16 protein-coding genes are annotated in these 16,430 nt (G+C 61.9%); 11 read left to right on the top strand and 5 right to left on the bottom strand.

What is annotated here, in order from left to right; all coding sequences use genetic code 11:
- The first annotated feature begins 16 nt into the window (after positions 1-16).
- From PMI11_RS06865 to PMI11_RS06845, 5 genes are read left to right on the top strand one after another with little or no spacing between them, the layout of a single operon-like run.
- A complete protein-coding gene (locus tag PMI11_RS06865; protein ID WP_007814854.1) occupies positions 17-1,384 on the top strand; it encodes a dihydroorotase in 1,368 nt (455 codons plus the stop codon).
- The gene (locus PMI11_RS06860) at positions 1,381-2,661 is read left to right on the top strand and encodes a Zn-dependent hydrolase (protein ID WP_007814853.1); all 1,281 of its coding nucleotides are present in this window, start codon (positions 1,381-1,383) and stop codon (positions 2,659-2,661) included. Before PMI11_RS06865 ends, PMI11_RS06860 begins: the two co-directional genes overlap by 4 nt.
- Positions 2,642-3,739, top strand: coding sequence for a DUF917 domain-containing protein (locus tag PMI11_RS06855; protein WP_007814851.1), 1,098 nt, complete (start codon positions 2,642-2,644; stop codon positions 3,737-3,739). Before PMI11_RS06860 ends, PMI11_RS06855 begins: the two co-directional genes overlap by 20 nt.
- A gap of 3 nt (positions 3,740-3,742) precedes the next feature.
- Complete coding sequence (locus PMI11_RS06850; RefSeq protein ID WP_007814849.1) at positions 3,743-4,072, top strand: TfoX/Sxy family protein; 330 nt, start codon at positions 3,743-3,745, stop codon at positions 4,070-4,072.
- Between the two features lie 50 nt (positions 4,073-4,122).
- Positions 4,123-5,784 (top strand): urocanate hydratase, encoded by a 1,662-nt coding sequence (locus tag PMI11_RS06845; protein WP_007814847.1) that lies wholly within the window; start codon positions 4,123-4,125, stop codon positions 5,782-5,784.
- Positions 5,785-5,793: 9 nt separating this feature from the next.
- Here PMI11_RS06845 and PMI11_RS06840 read toward each other — a convergent pair whose 3' ends face one another.
- Together PMI11_RS06840 and PMI11_RS06835 are read right to left on the bottom strand one after the other, a co-directional pair.
- Positions 5,794-6,195 (bottom strand): GFA family protein, encoded by a 402-nt coding sequence (locus PMI11_RS06840; protein WP_007814845.1) that lies wholly within the window; start codon positions 6,193-6,195, stop codon positions 5,794-5,796.
- 58 nt (positions 6,196-6,253) lie between these two features.
- A complete protein-coding gene (locus tag PMI11_RS06835; RefSeq protein WP_007814844.1) occupies positions 6,254-7,507 on the bottom strand; it encodes an MFS transporter in 1,254 nt (417 codons plus the stop codon).
- Positions 7,508-7,598: 91 nt separating this feature from the next.
- Here PMI11_RS06835 and PMI11_RS06830 point away from each other — a divergent pair, with 91 nt between their 5' ends.
- Complete coding sequence (locus tag PMI11_RS06830) at positions 7,599-8,474, top strand: LysR family transcriptional regulator (RefSeq protein ID WP_007814841.1); 876 nt, start codon at positions 7,599-7,601, stop codon at positions 8,472-8,474.
- Here PMI11_RS06830 and PMI11_RS06825 read toward each other — a convergent pair.
- Positions 8,471-9,376 carry a LysR family transcriptional regulator gene (locus PMI11_RS06825; protein WP_007814839.1) on the bottom strand — a complete coding sequence of 302 codons (906 nt, stop codon included), beginning with the start codon at positions 9,374-9,376 and terminating at the stop codon, positions 8,471-8,473. The genes PMI11_RS06830 and PMI11_RS06825 overlap by 4 nt on opposite strands.
- A gap of 127 nt (positions 9,377-9,503) precedes the next feature.
- Between PMI11_RS06825 and PMI11_RS06820 the strand changes: the two genes are divergently transcribed.
- Together PMI11_RS06820 and PMI11_RS06815 are read left to right on the top strand one after the other, a co-directional pair.
- Positions 9,504-10,268, top strand: a complete 765-nt coding sequence (locus PMI11_RS06820; protein ID WP_007814837.1) for an SDR family oxidoreductase — start codon at positions 9,504-9,506, stop codon at positions 10,266-10,268.
- 133 nt (positions 10,269-10,401) lie between these two features.
- Complete coding sequence (locus PMI11_RS06815) at positions 10,402-11,151, top strand: SDR family oxidoreductase (RefSeq protein ID WP_007814835.1); 750 nt, start codon at positions 10,402-10,404, stop codon at positions 11,149-11,151.
- Between the two features lie 62 nt (positions 11,152-11,213).
- Here the strand turns inward: PMI11_RS06815 and PMI11_RS06810 are convergent, their stop codons facing one another.
- Positions 11,214-12,077 carry an NmrA family NAD(P)-binding protein gene (locus PMI11_RS06810; protein ID WP_007814832.1) on the bottom strand — a complete coding sequence of 288 codons (864 nt, stop codon included), beginning with the start codon at positions 12,075-12,077 and terminating at the stop codon, positions 11,214-11,216.
- Positions 12,078-12,327: 250 nt separating this feature from the next.
- Here PMI11_RS06810 and PMI11_RS06805 point away from each other — a divergent pair, with 250 nt between their 5' ends.
- Together PMI11_RS06805 and coaBC are read left to right on the top strand one after the other, a co-directional pair.
- The gene (locus PMI11_RS06805) at positions 12,328-13,248 is read left to right on the top strand and encodes a DMT family transporter (RefSeq protein WP_007814830.1); all 921 of its coding nucleotides are present in this window, start codon (positions 12,328-12,330) and stop codon (positions 13,246-13,248) included.
- A 70-nt stretch (positions 13,249-13,318) separates the two neighbouring features.
- Positions 13,319-14,530, top strand: coding sequence for a bifunctional phosphopantothenoylcysteine decarboxylase/phosphopantothenate--cysteine ligase CoaBC (coaBC, locus tag PMI11_RS06800; RefSeq protein ID WP_007814828.1), 1,212 nt, complete (start codon positions 13,319-13,321; stop codon positions 14,528-14,530).
- On the opposite strand, the gene PMI11_RS06795 is transcribed toward coaBC, so the two are convergent.
- Positions 14,517-15,329 carry a class II glutamine amidotransferase gene (locus tag PMI11_RS06795; RefSeq protein ID WP_007814826.1) on the bottom strand — a complete coding sequence of 271 codons (813 nt, stop codon included), beginning with the start codon at positions 15,327-15,329 and terminating at the stop codon, positions 14,517-14,519. The two genes, coaBC and PMI11_RS06795, sit on opposite strands and share 14 nt — an antisense overlap.
- 549 nt (positions 15,330-15,878) lie before the next feature.
- Between PMI11_RS06795 and PMI11_RS06790 the strand changes: the two genes are divergently transcribed.
- Positions 15,879-16,430, top strand: a 552-nt coding sequence (locus tag PMI11_RS06790) for a FadR/GntR family transcriptional regulator (RefSeq protein WP_037070855.1), incomplete at its 3' end; no start/stop codon positions are given.

The following is a 16,430-nucleotide window of genomic DNA, read 5'->3' as shown; positions in this document are numbered from 1 at the left end:
TCGAGGGAGACGCGGCATGGATTTCGATCTCGTTCTGCAGGGCACAGTGGTGTTGCCGGAGCGCATTGTCGAAGGCGGTTATGTCGCCGTTTACGACGGAAAGATCGCGGAAGTCGGTATCGGCGTGCCGCCTGCGGCCAAAGAACGGTACCTGCTCGGCAAGGCATTGATCCTACCGGGCGCAATCGACGCGCAGGTCCACTCGCTCTCCCAGAAGGACCAGGAGGATTTCATCTGGTCGACGCGTTCGGCCGCTGCCGGTGGTGTCACCACCATCGTCGACATGCCCTACGACGAAGGCAATCTTGTCTGCTCGGCAGCAGCCGTGAAGAAGAAGGTCGATCATGCCGGTCCGCAGGCACGGGTCGATTTTGCGCTTTACGGCACCGTCGATCCCGAGGAAGGTGCTGCGCGTATCGCCGAGATGGTGGAGGCAGGTGTTGCCGCCTTCAAGTTCTCGACCTTCGGCACCGATCCCAAACGTTTCCCGCGCATTCCGCCCGCCCTGCTCGACGCCTGCTTTGCGGCCATCGCCCCGACCGGGCTGACGGCCGGCGTGCACAACGAGGATGACGAGGCGGTCCGCACCTATATGGAGCAGGTGAAGGCGAGCGGCATTACCGACTGGCGGGCGCACGGCCTGTCGCGCCCGCCGATCACCGAGCTGCTTGCCATGCACACGATCTTCGAGACTGGCGCCAATACCGGCTGCCCGTCCCATGTCGTACATTGCTCGCTCGGACGCGGTTACGACATCGCGCGGGCCTATCGCCGCGACGGCTTCGAAGCGACGGTGGAATGCTGCATTCACTACCTCACGCTCGATGAAGAAAACGATGTGAAGCGGCTCGGCGGCAAGGCGAAGATCAATCCGCCGGTGCGGCCGCGCGCCGAAGTCGAGGCGCTCTGGCGCAAGGTCACCGAAGGCAATGTCTGGCTGGTTTCGACTGATCACGTGAGCTGGTCGGAAAACCGCAAGACCAATGCGGATATGCTGGCAAATGCATCAGGTGTTCCGGGTCTGGAAGTCATGGTGCCGCTTTTCGTCAAGGGCGCGCTGGAACGCGGCGTTCCCCTGACCTGGGCAGCGAAGCTTATGGCCGAAAATCCGGCGAAGCACTTCCGTCTTGAGCATATCAAGGGCGCGCTAACGCCGGGCAAAGATGCCGACATCGTCGTGCTCGAGCCGAAGGAGATGGTCTACGACGCCTCGTCCAGCGGCAACAATGTCGTCGGCTGGAGCCCCTATAACGGCATCCGCCTGCCGTGGACGGTTTCCGCCGCCTGGCTGCGCGGCGAAAAGATCACCGAGGGCTCGAAGGTTCTGGCCGAACCCGGCACCGGTCGTTTCGTGCGCCCGCTTCCACGACAGGTGCTGGCATGAGCCGCAACCTGCCCGTCAATCCCGGCCGGATCTCAGCCGATATCGAAGCCCTTTCCACCATCACCGAGCCGGGGCATCCCTGGACGCGGCGGGCTTTTTCACCGCTTTTCCTTGAAGGCCGCGCCTATCTGGAGGCGCGCATGCGGGCGATCGGCCTCGATACCCGCATCGACGCATCAGGAAATCTCATCGGCCGGCGCGAAGGCGCAAAACCGGGCTCGGGCATCATCATGCTCGGCTCGCATTCCGATACGGTGCCCGATGGCGGGCGTTTCGATGGCATTGCCGGCGTTGCTGCGGCACTCGAAGTTGCGCGGGCGCTGCGCGAACAGGAGATCCATCTCGACCATGATCTGGAGATCGTCGATTTCCTGGCCGAGGAGGTCAGCATTTTCGGGGTTTCCTGCGTCGGCAGCCGCGGCATGACCGCGCAATTGCCGCAGGCATGGCTCTCTCGCAGGGTCGAAGGCCGCGATCTTGCCGAAGCGATTGCCGAGGTCGGCGGGTCACCGGGCGTGCTCACGCATGAGAACAAGCCCGACATTGCCGGCTTTCTGGAATTGCACATCGAACAGGGGCCCGTCCTTGAAAATGAGCGTAAGGATATCGGCATCGTCACGGCGATATCAGGCATTACCCGTATCGAGATCACCGTCGAGGGTCGCGCCGATCATGCCGGCACGACACCGATGGATTCTCGCGCCGATGCGCTGGTTGCCGCTTCGCAAATCGTGCTCGATATCCGCAATGCCGCAAGCGAGCTTGCCAAGACGCCCGGCCATTTTGCAGCGACCGTCGGCGAATTCCGCATCGAGCCGAATGCCGCCAATGTCGTGCCGTCGCGTGTCGTGCTGCTGATCGATGGGCGGGCCGAAATCCGCGCCGACATGGAAGCCTTTTGCCGCTGGCTGGACGGCCATACGGAAAAGCTCGCTCTGGCCTTTGGCGTGACGATCGCGCCCCCGAACCGCATCTCCGACAATTTCCCGACACCAAGCGACAAGGGCCTGCTCTCGACTTTGGAACGGGCCTGCGAGACTGTCGGCGCCAAACACCGCTTCATGGCCTCGGGTGCGGGCCACGATACGGCCTGGATCGCCCGCGTGGCGCCGGCCGCGATGATCTTCGTGCCTTGCCGGGAAGGCCGCAGCCACTCCCCGGATGAATGGGCTGAAAATGACGACATAGCGCTCGGCGCCGCCGTGCTTTTCGAGGCGGTGCGCGAAATGGACAGGACACTTACGACGGAGAAGGATAATGGGACGCATACTGGTTGAGAAGGACGTGGAAGCTGCCGTCAAGGGCGGTTCCGTCTATGCCGCCGGCGGCGGTGGCTGGGCCGATCATGGTCGTATGCTGGGTTACGCCGCCGTCAATGTCGGCAAGCCTGAACTCGTCTCCATTGAGGAACTCGGCGACAACGACTGGATCGCGACGGCCGCTGCCATAGGCGCGCCGGCCTCAACCACGCCCTGGGAAATGCAGGGTATCGACTATGTGAAAGCCGTGCAGCTTCTGCAGGAGGCGCTTGGCGAAAAGCTCTCCGGCCTCATTATCGGCCAGAACGGCAAGTCCTCGACGCTGAACGGCTGGCTGCCTTCTGCCATCCTCGGCACCAAGGTCGTGGATGCGGTGGGCGATATCCGCGCCCATCCAACCGGCGACATGGGCTCGATCGGCATGGCCGGTTCGCCGGAACAGATGATCCAGACAGCCGTTGGCGGCAACCGGGCTGAAAACCGCTATATCGAGTTGGTCGTCAAAGGCGCGACGGCGAAGATTTCGCCGGTGCTGCGGGCGGCGGCCGATCAGTCCGGCGGCTTCATTGCCAGCTGCCGCAATCCGCTGCGCGCCTCCTATGTCCGCAAGAATGCCGCGCTCGGCGGCATCTCGATGGCGCTGAAGCTTGGTGAGGCGATCATAGAAGCCGAAAAAAGGGGTGGATCGGCGATCATCGACGCGATCTGCAAGACGACGGGCGGCCATATCCTGGCCGAGGGTACAATCACCAAGAAGGATGTGGTCTATACGAAGGAAGCCTTCGACATCGGCACGATCACGGTCGGCGCCGGCGACAAGGCCGTGACCCTGCATGTGATGAACGAATATATGGCTGTCGACGATGTCGACGGCAGGCGCGTCGCAACCTTCCCGGCCGTCATTACCACCCTCTCCGAGGAGGGCGAGCCGCTCTCCGTCGGGCAGCTCAAAGGTGGCATGCATGTCTTTATCCTGCATGTGCCGAAGGACATCATTCCGCTCTCGGCCAGCGTGCTCGATCCGACCGTCTATCCGCCTGTCGAAAAGGCGATGGGCATCGAGATCGCACGCTATGCACTGGAGACGGGGGCCTGAGCCATGGCACGCGATCCCGGCCTGGAAGAACTGATGCGCGAGGAACTCGGCGACCGACAGGGGCTGAGCGAAAAATCCATGTTCGGCGGCTGGGCTTTCATGCTCAACGGCAACCTGCTCTGCTGCGCGCGCCAGGATGGCATGTTGCTGCGTCTCGGCAAGGGTAACGACGGCTGGGCACTGGCTTTGCCGGGCGTGATCCAGATGCTGTCGGGCGAACGGATCATGCATGGCTGGGTACGCGCCAATGCCGATGTCTATGGCGACGATGCCATGCGGCGGCGGCTCATCGACGCCGCGCTTGCCTATGTGGAACCGATGCCGGCCAAGTGAGTGAACCGGTGCCTTCAAGGCGCCGATGACGAAACGACGAGGAGCCCAAGATGCCGAAGGCCAATCCACGCCATCCGAAATTTCCGATTCCCGGCGGGCCGGAGCTGCGCGCCAAGGGCTGGCGGCAGGAAGCGCTGCTGCGGCTTCTGGAAAACGTGCTCTCGGTCGGCGAGGACCCCGATAATCTCGTGGTCTATGCCGCTCTCGGCAAGGCGGCGCGCAACTGGTCGGCGCATCGCGGCATCGTCAGGGCGCTCATCGAAATGGACGAGGACCAAACGCTGCTCATCCAGTCCGGCAAGCCGATCGGCCTCGTGAAGACGCATGCCAAGGCGCCGCTCGTCATCATGGCGAACTGCAACATCGTCGGCCAGTGGGCGAAGGCCGAGGTCTTCTATGAGCTGCAGCGCAAGGGCCTGATCTGCTGGGGCGGGCTGACGGCCGGCGCCTGGCAATATATCGGCAGCCAGGGCGTCATCCAGGGCACCTATGAGATATTCATGCGCATTGCCGAGCGCCGTTTCGGCGGTGATCTCCATGGCCGTTTCGTGCTGACGGCCGGGCTCGGCGGCATGGGTGGCGCGCAGCCGCTTGCCGGCCGCATGGCTGGAGCTGCCATCCTCTGCGTCGATATCGATCCAGAACGCGCCCGCAAGCGCCAGCAGATCGGTTATCTGCAGGAGATCGCGCCCGATCTCGACAGCGCACTTGCGATGATCGATGCAGCGGTCAAGGAAAAGCGCGCGCTCTCTGTCGGTCTCGTCGGCAATGCGGCCGAGATCTATCCGGAAATTGCGCGGCGCGGCATCGTGCCCGATGTCGTCACCGACCAGACCTCGGCGCATGATCTCGTCTACGGCTATGTGCCGAAGGGCATGAGCATCGATCAGGTGAAGGGCCTACGCGATGACGGCCAGGGCCAACTGATGGCTGCGAGCCGCGCCTCGATCGTCGAGCACGTCACCGCGATGCTGGAATTCCAGAAGCGCGGCTCTGAGGTCTTCGACAACGGCAATCTCATCCGTACGCAGGCCCGCGAGGGTGGCGTCGCCAATGCCTTCGATATCCCGATCTTCACGGAAGCCTATCTGCGACCGCTCTTTGCCCGCGCCATCGGCCCGTTCCGGTGGATGGCACTTTCGGGCGAGGAGAGCGATATCGCCCGTATCGACGATCTGCTGCTCGAGATGTTTCCCGACAACAAGATCATCACCAACTGGATCCGGCTGGCGCGCGAGCATATTCCCTTCGAGGGTCTGCCAGCACGTATCGCCTGGCTCGGCCACGGCGAGCGTACGGCGCTGGCGCGGCGAGTCAACGAACTGGTCGCCAATGGCGAGCTCAAGGGTCCAGTCGCCTTCTCGCGGGACCATCTCGATGCTGGCGCCATGGCGCATCCGAACATCATGACCGAGCGGATGAAGGATGGTTCGGATGCCATCGCCGACTGGCCGCTCATCGATGCGATGATGCTCTGCTCCTCGATGGCCGATCTCGTCGTCGTCCATTCAGGCGGCGGCGGTTATGCCGGTTACATGACGAGCTGCGGCGTCACGGTCGTTGCCGACGGCTCGGGAGCTGCCGACGAGCGCCTCGACCATGCGCTGTCCAACGATACGGCGCTCGGCGTCATGCGTTATGCCGATGCCGGTTATGACGAGGCGCTGGACGAAGTGGCAAAGAAGGACGTGCCCTATATCCGGCTTGACTGAAGGCCGTCGTCAGAGATGCCGCGTCTCGGCCGGCGCGGCGTCATAGCGATCACGCATGCCATCAAAATAGGTAATCGGGGCCGCGGCAAGCTCTTCGGCGCTGGCATCATCGAGGCAACTGACGGCGACGGCGATGAAGAGGCCGATCGTCTCGTTGTCGTTGCGGGCAAAGGAAGCCACGCCGCAATTCTCGCAGAAAAGGTGATGGATAGAGCCGGAGCCGAAGAGATATTCCCGCAAATGATCGCGGCCTGACACCAGCCGGAAATCGGCCGGCTGCACGATCGCCAGCCAGCTGCGCTTCTTGCGGCAGATCGAGCAATTGCACTTGAAGGTGCCGGCCGAAAGGTCGAGCCCGGCTTCATAGGCGATGGCGCCGCAATGGCAGCTCCCATGATAGGTTTTCTTCACGATTGTCCTCCGACTCGTATTTAACCTTTGAGTTAAATTAATCGTCACAGGCCGGAAGTCAAGACGGGCGCCGAGCGAGCCGGCGCGCGGCTAGTGCTGACAGGAGAGCGAATGCCATCATGGTCACCGTGAAGATCACCACCGCCGCCCATCCCCCCATCGCCCAGAACCAGCCGCCGGCCGAGCCCATGACGCTGGAGCCGACGTAATAGGCGAGCATGTAGAGTGACGAGGCGTGACCCTTGGTGCCGGCGGCGAGTTTACCGACCAGACCACTTGCTACCGAATGGCTCATGAAGAAACCGCTGGTCAGCAAGATGATGCCGAGGATGATGAGCGGCAGGGAGGCCGACAGCGTCAAAGCGCAGCCTGCTGCAATGATGACGATGCCGCCCAGGAGCACGGTAAAATGGCCAAGCCGATCGCCCAGAATGCCACCGACGGAGGAGGCGCCGATACCGAACAAGTACACGGTGAAGATCAGGCCGAGTTCGGTCTGGTTCAGTTCGTAAGGCGGCGCGACGAGACGGAAGCCGGCGTAGTTGTAGATCGTCACGAAGGATCCCATCGCGAAGAAGGCGATGGCGAAGATGAAGGGCAGAGCCGGATTGCTGAGATGCCCGAACCAAGCCTTCAAGTGGAACTGGGGATCAAAGCCGGCGCGGCGGACGAAATTGCGCGAAGGCGGCAGCAGCGCGATAAAGCCGATCGCGGCGGCAAGGCCGATGGCGCCGATCAGGAACAGAGCCGGCCGCCAGGAGAGATATTCGGCGAAGATGCCCGTCAGCACGCGTCCCGACATGCCGCCGAAGGCCGTGCCGCCGACATAGAGGCCCATGGTGGCGCCAAGGCCGCGCGGGTCGATTTCCTCCGCGAGATAGGCCATGGCAACGGCCGGAACACCGCCGAGCACGAAGCCCTGCAGCGCGCGGATGACCAGCATCAGATGCCAGTTCGGCGCAAAGGCGGTGGCGATTGTCAGTAGGGCAGCGCCGACCAGTGAGATCGACATGAGGCTGCGCCGGCTAAGCCCTTCCGAGACGGCGGCGGCGCAGACGATGGCGATCGCCAGGAACCCGGTGGAGAGCGACAGCGCCAGCGAACTTTCGGCCGGGCTGACGGCAAATTCCTGCGAAAAAATCGGCAATAGCGGCTGCACGCAGTAGAGCAGCGAGAAGGTGGCGAAGCCCGAGAGGAAGAGCGCCAGGCTCGCGCGGCGATAAGCGCCGGTGCCACGCGTGAGATAATTTTCTCGGTGATTTCCTTCAGTCGTTTGCAGGCCGGCAACGTCTTGGATTGCAGAGTCGGACATTATCAGTTCCTTCCTGCCTCCGATCTAGTCAGCACGCCTCCATTTGTCCAATATATGAAACTGGCAATCCTGATAGGTTTTGGAGATAGCGATGGAGTTGCGGCATCTGCGGTATTTTCTGGCGGTGGCCGAAGAGGGTAATTTCACGCGGGCGGCCGCGCGCCTCGGTATCGGCCAACCGCCGCTCAGCCAGCAGATCCGCGATCTCGAGACCGAAATCGGCGCTATGCTCTTCCATCGCGTGCCGCATGGGGCGGAGCTGACGGCGGCCGGCACGGCCTTTCTGCCGGAGGCGAAGGCGTCGCTTGCGGCAGCTGAAAAGGCACGACTTGCAGCGCAGAGCGCCAATCGCGGCGAGACCGGCCGGCTGTCGCTTGGCTTCACCGCCTCCTCCGCCTTCAATCCCATCGTCAGCACCACGATCCGTCGCTTTCAGGCCCGATGGCCGGATGTGCAGCTGTCGCTGACGGAGATGAATACGCTCGGCCTGATGCAGAAGCTGGAACGCGGAGAATTGGATGCGACCTTTATGCGACCTGGCCTCGACGATCCCGATGGCATCAGGCTGAAACGCCTGCCGGACGAACCTATGGTCGTCGCCCTACCGGCCAGCCACCCGCTGGCCAAACGGAAGACGCTGCCGCTCGCCTTGCTGGCGAAGGAGCCTTTCATCCTCTTCCCACGTCTCGTCGGCCTCAGTCTCTATGACGACGTGGTGCGCGCTTGCCGAGAGGCGGGTTTCGACCTGAAGGTCGCTCAGGAGGCGCCGCAGATCTCCTCGGTCGTTAACCTCGTTGCGGCCGATCTTGGCGTCTCGATCGTACCTGCCTCGATTTCCCAGATCAAACTTGCCGGCGTCGCCTACCGGCCGATAGAAGGACCGCCGGCCGTGGCGCGGCTGGCACTTGCGGTGCTGCGCAGCCAGCGCTCACCCGTGACCGAAAATCTCATGGGCCTTCTGAATTAGCAGTCCGGATCCCAATAGGGCGGATCGCCAAAGGTCTTTTTCAGATGATCGGCGATGGCGCGCAGCTTGGCGGAAGGGTTTCGGCCCTCGGGATGGGCCATGTAGATGAATTCCGGCTCCGGCCTGGCACCGACATCGATCTCTATCAGGCGACCGTCATGAACAGTGGGGCCGGCAATGAAGGCTGGCAGAAGTGCGATGCCGAGACCCTCGATCGCAGCGTCATGCAGCATGTCGCCATTGTTGATGCCGAGGCCAAGCATCGCGCGGATGATGACGGTGCCCTCACCCGTCTGGAAGCGCCAGTCGGCGACACCACGATTGGTGTAGAAAATGCCGCGATGGCCGTTGAGATCGGACAAGGAGGCAGGCTTGCCGTGACGTTCGATATAATCGGGCGAGGCGACCAGCAGCCGGCGGCTGCGGGCAAGCTTCCAGGCGACCAGTCGTGAATCGGCGATGGCGCCGTGGCGGATGATCGCGTCATAACCATCCGAGGCCGGATCGACGCGCCTGTCATCCATATCCAGCGTCAGGGCGATCTGCGGATGCGCCTTGAGGAAGGGATAGAGGGCCGGGCCTAGATGCAGGCGGCCAAAGGTGACCGGGGCGGCGATGCGCAGCGGGCCGGAAAGCGTGCCGCGGCGCTCGGCCATATCGGCCGCGGCGTCTTCCATCTCGCGGACGATGCGCCCGGCGCGCTCCAAAAAGGCGGCTCCATCCTCCGTCAAGGTCAGCTTGCGTGTGGTGCGGTGGACGAGCATGGCGCCCAATGTCTTTTCCAGTTCCGCCAGTCTTTCGCTGACGACCGACTTCGACAGACGCAGCCGCCGGGCGGCTTCGCTCACCGAGCCCCCCTCCACTACGGCAACAAAAGCCGCGATCCCCTCAATCTTCATCATCGTTCGGTTTTTCCGAATTCGAACTCTGCGATCAGGAGACTAATCCGAACGAAAGAAGAATGCCATCTTCCAGTCATCGAAACCGGACGGCCTCTGCCGGTCCAACCCACATTCAGGAGATGGAACAATGAATCGTCTGATCAACAAAGTCGCAATCGTCACCGGCGCGAGCTCGGGCATCGGCCGTGTGACCGCCAAGCTTTTTGCTGCCGAAGGCGCCAAGGTCGTCGTTGGTGCCCGCCGCCAGGCCGAACTCGACAGCCTCGTCAACGAGATCAAGGCTGCTGGTGGTGCTGCCGTTGCCGTTGCCGGTGACGTCCGCTCGGAAGCCTATCACAAGGCGCTGGTCGCAGCTGCCGTTGAAAACTACGGCAAGCTCGACATCGCCTTCAACAATGCCGGTACGCTTGGCGAAGCCGGCCCGAGTACGGAAGTCTCCGAAGCGGGCTTCAGCGATACCCTGACGATCAACCTGACGGCTTCCTTCCTTGCCGCCAAGCACCAGATTGCCGAAATGATCAAGCATGGCGGCGGCTCGGTCGTCTTCACCTCGACTTTTGTCGGCTATAGCTTCGCCTTCCCCGGTGTTGCCGCCTATGCTGCCAGCAAGTCCGGCCTCATCGGCCTGACGCAGGCGCTGGCTGCCGAATACGGTCCGCAGAATGTTCGCGTCAACGCCATCCTGCCGGGTGCAGTCGATACGGACATGTACCGCGAAATGAACGATACATCGGACAAGCAGGCCTTCATCACCAACCTTCATGCGCTGAAGCGTGTTGCAGCACCGGAAGAGCTGGCTCGCTCCGTGCTCTACCTCGCCTCCGACGATGCAAGCTTCGTCACCGGCACGGCGACATTGGTCGACGGCGGCGCCTCGATCACCCGCACCTGATGGCTACGGCGCTATTGTCCGTTACAGGTTGATGATGCTTCCTGAAACGAACAGACTATCGCGCCGGCTTCCTCCTGCATTCTCTCAGCATCAAAAGCGTCAAACGCCAAAAGAACCCCGAAGGAATACGACAATGACTCGCCTCGCAAACAAGACAGCCCTGATTACCGGCGGCACCAGCGGCATCGGCCTTGAAACCGCCCGCCAGTTCATCGCCGAAGGCGCACGTGTGGCCATTACCGGCAGCAGTGCAAAGAGCGTGGAAGCCGCTCGCGCCGAACTCGGCGACAAGGTTCTCGTCATCCAGGCCGATGCCGGCAATGTCGCCGGTCAGGCCGCCGTCGCCGAAACGGTGAAGAACGCCTTCGGCACGCTCGACATCCTCTTCGTCAATGCCGGCATTGCCGAATTCGGCCCTGTCGAGGGCTGGAGCGAAGCCGCTTTCGACAAGTCTTTCGCAATCAATGTCAAAGGCCCCTACTTCCTGATCCAGGCCTTGCTGCCGATCTTCTCGAGGAAGGCTTCGATCGTGCTCAATACTTCGATCAATGCGCATATCGGCATGCCGAATTCGAGCGTCTACTCGCTGACGAAGGGTGCGCTGCTGACGCTTGCCAAGACGTTGTCCGGCGAGCTGATCGGTCGCGGCATCCGTGTCAACGCCGTCAGCCCCGGCCCGATCGCCACGCCGCTCTATGGCAAACTCGGCATGTCGGAAGCCGATTCCAAGGCGATGGCTTCCCAGATCCAGTCGCAGATCCCGGTCGGCCGCTTCGGCGATGCTAGCGAAGTCGCCAAGACCATCGTCTTCTTCGCCTCGGATGAGGCTGTCTATATCGTCGGCAGCGAACTGATCATCGACGGCGGCATGAGCAACCTCTAAGCCCCCTTGATATCAGGGTCTCAAGCAATGGCCGCGGTTTCTTTTGACCGCGGCCTTTTCGCTTACGCGCCGGCGACGAGGCGGCGGATCACCGTTTCGATGCGGCTCGCCCCCTTCAGCGATTTCTCACGACCGCCCTCGAAATCGATCCAGCCTTCGTTGAAGCCGTCGAGCATGCGCATGCGAGGCTCGGGGTTCTTCATGCCTTGGGCACGGAACAGCTCTTCCCAGCTTTCCTGCGGCACGACTTCCGCCGTCACCGGCTTGCCGAGCGCCTTGGCGAAGGCGGCGGCAATCATGGCCGGGCTGACGCGCTCCTGCGCTTCCAATTCCGCCACGCGCGCATCCTGCCAGTTCTCGCGCAGCATCTTCGCACCGAGCCCGCCGATATCATCCACGGCAATCATCGGCACGGCACGGTCTAGCGGCTGAAGGAAGCTCGGGATGACGCCGGTTTCGCGTGCGGGCGCTACATCCCAGGCGGCGTTTTCCATGAACCAGGCGGCGCGCAGGAAAGCGACCGGGATGGAGAGTGTCGAAAGCTCCTTCTCGACGATGCCGAGCTGGCTCAACAGGTTCGGCTGCGTGGCCTGTGCGCCGACCGTCGACAGGCAGACGAGCTTCCCGGGCCTTGCAGCCTCAAGTGCGGTCTTCAGTGTTGCCAGCATGCCTTTCACCTCCGGGAAGCCCGGAGCGGGATCAAAAAGCGGCGGGATGACGAGAAAAACACCTTCCGCGCCTCTGAACGCTGATGTCAACGATACAGCGTCGTTCATGTCGGCGACAGCGATCTCGCAGCCCCGCTCTTTCCAGCCGGCGGCCTTTTCGGGATTTCTTACGACGGCGCGGACCGTGGCGCCATCCTTCAGCAAGTGATCGGCAACGGCGGCGCCGACCTGGCCTGTCATTCCGGTTACAGCAAACATGGGGCAACTCCTTTATTTGGGTTGGCCCACTATGCTGCCGCACTATCTTTGACTGAAGTGCGCTTGCGTCATATGATTGATGACATAAAAGCAGCAATTTGGACTCGTTTTGCCAAGCCTGTCTCCGCGATGTCGCAGGCAGACTCTTGTTTCCACCCGTGATAGGGCATATCGGCTAGGCGATATTTCTTCGCGACCGCTCCACATCCCTTTCCTGCCGGAGCCCAGTCCCATCTCTTCGGAGTTTCACATGCTGATCGGCATCCTCTGCGGTCTGGCCACCTGTGCGCTATGGGGGCTAAGCTTTGTCGCCCCGCGTGTCGTCGCGCCCTATACGGCGATCGACCTGACCGTGGCACGCTACGGGCTTTTTGCCGTCGTCAGTCTTATCCTGATGATCAATCCGCGCTTTCGTCCGGTGGGTTTGCGGCGGTCGCTTGTTCTGACCGGCATTGCGCTCGGCAGCATCGGTTATGTCGGTTATTTCATGAGTATTTCCTATGCCGTGCGTTACGCAGGCACCGCCATCCCACCGCTCGTCATCGGCACGATGCCTGTACTGCTTGCCATCATCGCCAATCTCAGGGACCGGTCCATCGACTGGAGAACACTGGCACTACCGCTGATCCTGATAGCTGCCGGCATCGGCTGGGTGAATGTCTCGATCTTCGCCACGACATCCGCCAGCGATCAACCGGAAATCCTGCTCGGCATCGTCGCTGCGCTGATCGGACTGGCGCTCTGGGTCGCCTATGGCATGATGAGCGCTGCGGTCATGCAGTCGCAGGATGCGCCAAGCGCCATACACTGGACTGCCCTGCAGGGGATCGGCGCCGGCATCGGCGCACTCGTTCTCCTGCCCTTCACCTCGCTCGGGGAGACTGTCAGCTTCACCGGCACGCAGACCTTTCACTTCGTGCTTTGGGCGACAATCATGGGCATTGCCGGCTCGTGGCTTGCCACGCTGTGCTGGATGATTGCCTCGCGCCTTCTGCCGCTTGCGCTTGCCGCCCAGTTGATCGTCGCAGAAACCGTCTTTGGCCTTTTCTACGGCTTTCTGTTCGAACAGCGCATGCCGACCGTGCCCGAAGCCGGTGGCGCCATCCTCCAGCTGATCGGCGTCGGCATGGCGATTGCGATCTTCACGCCGAAGCGGGTCAAACAAGCCTGAGTGCCGCGATTGCATGTTTTCTGCCAAAGGCTTAGGGTTTTGCCCAGTCAAAGAAGCGGCGGAAAAAACCATGGCTCTCAGCGGCAAACGCATCCTCCTCATCATCTCGGGCGGCATCGCCGCCTACAAGAGCCTCGATCTTATCCGACGCCTGCGGGAACGCGGCGCTTCCGTGCGGCCGATCATGACGAAGGGTTCGCAGGAATTCGTGACCTCGCTTGCCGTCGGCGCGCTCGCGGCCGACCATGTCTTTACCGATCTCTTTTCGCGGCAGGACGAGCAGGATGTGGGCCATATCCGGCTGGCGCGCGACTGCGATCTGGTGCTGATCGCACCTGCAACCGCCGATCTTATGGCGAAGATGGCGCATGGGCTTGCCGATGACCTCGCTTCCACCGTGCTGCTCGCCACCGACCGGCCGGTGCTTGCCGCCCCCGCCATGAACCCGAAAATGTGGGCGCATCCGGCGACGAAACGCAATATCGAGACATTGCGGCGCGACGGTATCCGCTTCGTCGGTCCTGTCGCCGGCGAGATGGCGGAAAGCCGGGAGACCGGTACGGGCCGTATGGCTGAACCGCTGGAAATCGCCGCGGCCGCCGACGCGCTGCTCGATGATGGTCCGAAACCGCTTGCCGGCAAAAAGGCGATCGTCACTTCAGGTCCGACGCATGAGCCGATCGATCCGGTGCGCTACATTGCCAACCGCTCCTCCGGCCGGCAGGGCCATGCCATTGCCGCAGCGCTGGCGCGGCTCGGCGCGGATGTGACGCTGGTGTCCGGCCCGGTAACCATTCCTGATCCTGCCGGCGTCAGGATGGTGCATGTCGAGCGAGCCGAAGAGATGCGCGACGCCGTACTCGCTGCCCTTCCCGCCGATGTCGCCGTCATGGTGGCTGCGGTCGCCGACTGGCGGGTGGCTTCGGCCGCCGACCAGAAGCTCAAGAAGCATCCAGGCGAATCTATTCCCACGCTGGCGCTGACGGAGAACCCGGATATTCTCAAGACCGTCGGCCATCACACAACGCGTCCTAAACTGGTAATTGGCTTTGCAGCAGAGACACAGGATGTCGAGGCCAATGCCAAGCTGAAGCTGGAGCGCAAGGGTGCTGACGTGATCGTCGCCAATGACGTATCGCCTTCAACCGGCATTATGGGGGGCACGCGCAACAGCGTAAAACTCATCCGCCGCGACGGCATCGAGCAGTGGCCCGATCTTACCAAGGACGAGGTAGCGGATCGGCTGGCGGCGCTCATCGCCGAACGACTTAAGCAGGAATAGAGACGGGCTCTGGCCTTGCGGACGTACGTTTTTCAGGCTGGAAAGATGTGATCCCAAGACCATCGGCGCTGACGATCACAGCACTCCCATCGGGTATTTCCTGCCAGGCATCACCATCATCATTCAACGGCTCGGAGACGAGGCAGTAGCCCTTGGCAAGCGGCGAGGCATAGAGCGTCGGCGCCTTATGGTCGGTGGCATAGCGGACCGCGTAAAGAGACTTGCCGTCCGAGAAGGCCGCGGTGAAGCGCAGCACTACGGAGCCCAGAATATTTTCCGCCAGGCCTTCGACGAAGGCGATGGTCTGGGCCACAGCGGCGATCGGCGCATCCCGAAGGCCGAACTGCAGAGCGAGGAGGAACAGAAGCTCGGAATCCGTCGTGCCACTGCGGGCATTGAAGAGTTCGTCATCCAGCATGGTCTCCATCGGCCGACGCAGACGCTCGAAGCCGGAGATCTGGCCGTTATGCATGAAGGACCAGGTTTCATACGTGAAGGGATGGCAGTTGTCGCGCCGTGTGCCGCCGCCGGTCGCTGCCCTAACATGGGCTAGGAACAGCGGCGAACGGATCTGCCGCGCCAGGCTCTTCAGATTACAGTCGGACCATGCCGGCAGGATATCGCGGTAGCGGCCCGGCTCAGGCCGGTCACCATACCAGGCAATGCCGAAACCATCGCCATTCGTCGCCGTCTTGGCGCGGGTGGCACAATGGGATTGCTCGATCAAGGAATGGGCGGGCGAAGATACCAGCTCCTCCAGATAGAGGGGGTCTCCGCGATAGGCTGCCCAGCGACACATGCTCTTGCTCCGGCCCGCCGCCTGCTGCGGCAGGAATGCTGAAAACGTCTTGGATTGTCTGACGCTATGGCTAATAACGGCTTAACAGCTACCCGATTTGCAAGGCGAAGATGACGAATTCTTGACGCCGCCCAGGATCACTTTCAGCAAAAGCAATATGGATTGCGTGATCGCAATGGCGGAAAGTCCGATAATTGAAAGACATAACCGGACACCGGCTAAATTTAAGGCGTGCGATTTTTTCTTGCATCTACAGGGAATCGGCCTAACTTTAGATCATTATCAACGTAACGAAAGGAAGGTGATCCAATGTCTAATGAGTTTTCGGACCTCGTAATGGGCATGGAAGTGGTGATGAAAGCGAGGCAGCCCTCGCTCTAAAACCCCACCTTCCTAGGATCGCACAAGACGGTCCGGGCCAGTTACAGGCCAAACCTCATGGAAAGGGTCGCGAAAGCGGCCCTTTTTTATTGCTTTCTTTGCCCCGTTGACGCTCGAGCGGAATGGCATTATTCATAAAGTCATCCGATGACTTTATGAATAATGCTCATGCAACCCCTCAATAAGACCAATCTTGCCGACACGGCCACCGAAGCGATCCGCAGCGAGATACTCGCCAAGCGCTGGGCTGTCGGCGAGAAACTGCCGAATGAGGCATCGCTTTCGGCTATGCTGTCGGTCAGTCGAGGCACTGTGCGCGAGGCAGTGCGCGTTCTCGTCTCGCAGGGCCTTCTGGAAACGCGGCAGGGCTCCGGCACCTATGTGCTTTCGACAACCGATAGCAGCCGACCGCTCACCATGGCGCGGCGCGCCAGCCTGCGCGACCAGTTCGAGGCGCGCTGCGCGCTCGATGTCGAAGGCGCGCGGCTCGTCGCCATCCGCAAGACACCCGACATCATCGCCGGGCTTCGCGCATTGCTTGCCGAACGTGGCAATTATGAAGGCGGCGATCCGGCAGGCTTCATCGAACGCGACCTTGCCTTCCACAAGGCCGTCATCGCCGCCTCCAACAACCGGGCGATGATCGAGATCTATGATTTCTTCTCCACCTCGATCGCGGAAACGATTGCCGCCACACTCGACAAGGCGATTCCCGAGCCT

The sequence above is a fragment of the Rhizobium sp. CF142 genome, from assembly GCF_000281145.1.
Taxonomy (GTDB): domain Bacteria; phylum Pseudomonadota; class Alphaproteobacteria; order Rhizobiales; family Rhizobiaceae; genus Rhizobium.
The sequence above is the reverse complement of the archived record's forward strand: the minus strand, read 5'-3'. Positions and strand labels throughout refer to the sequence as shown.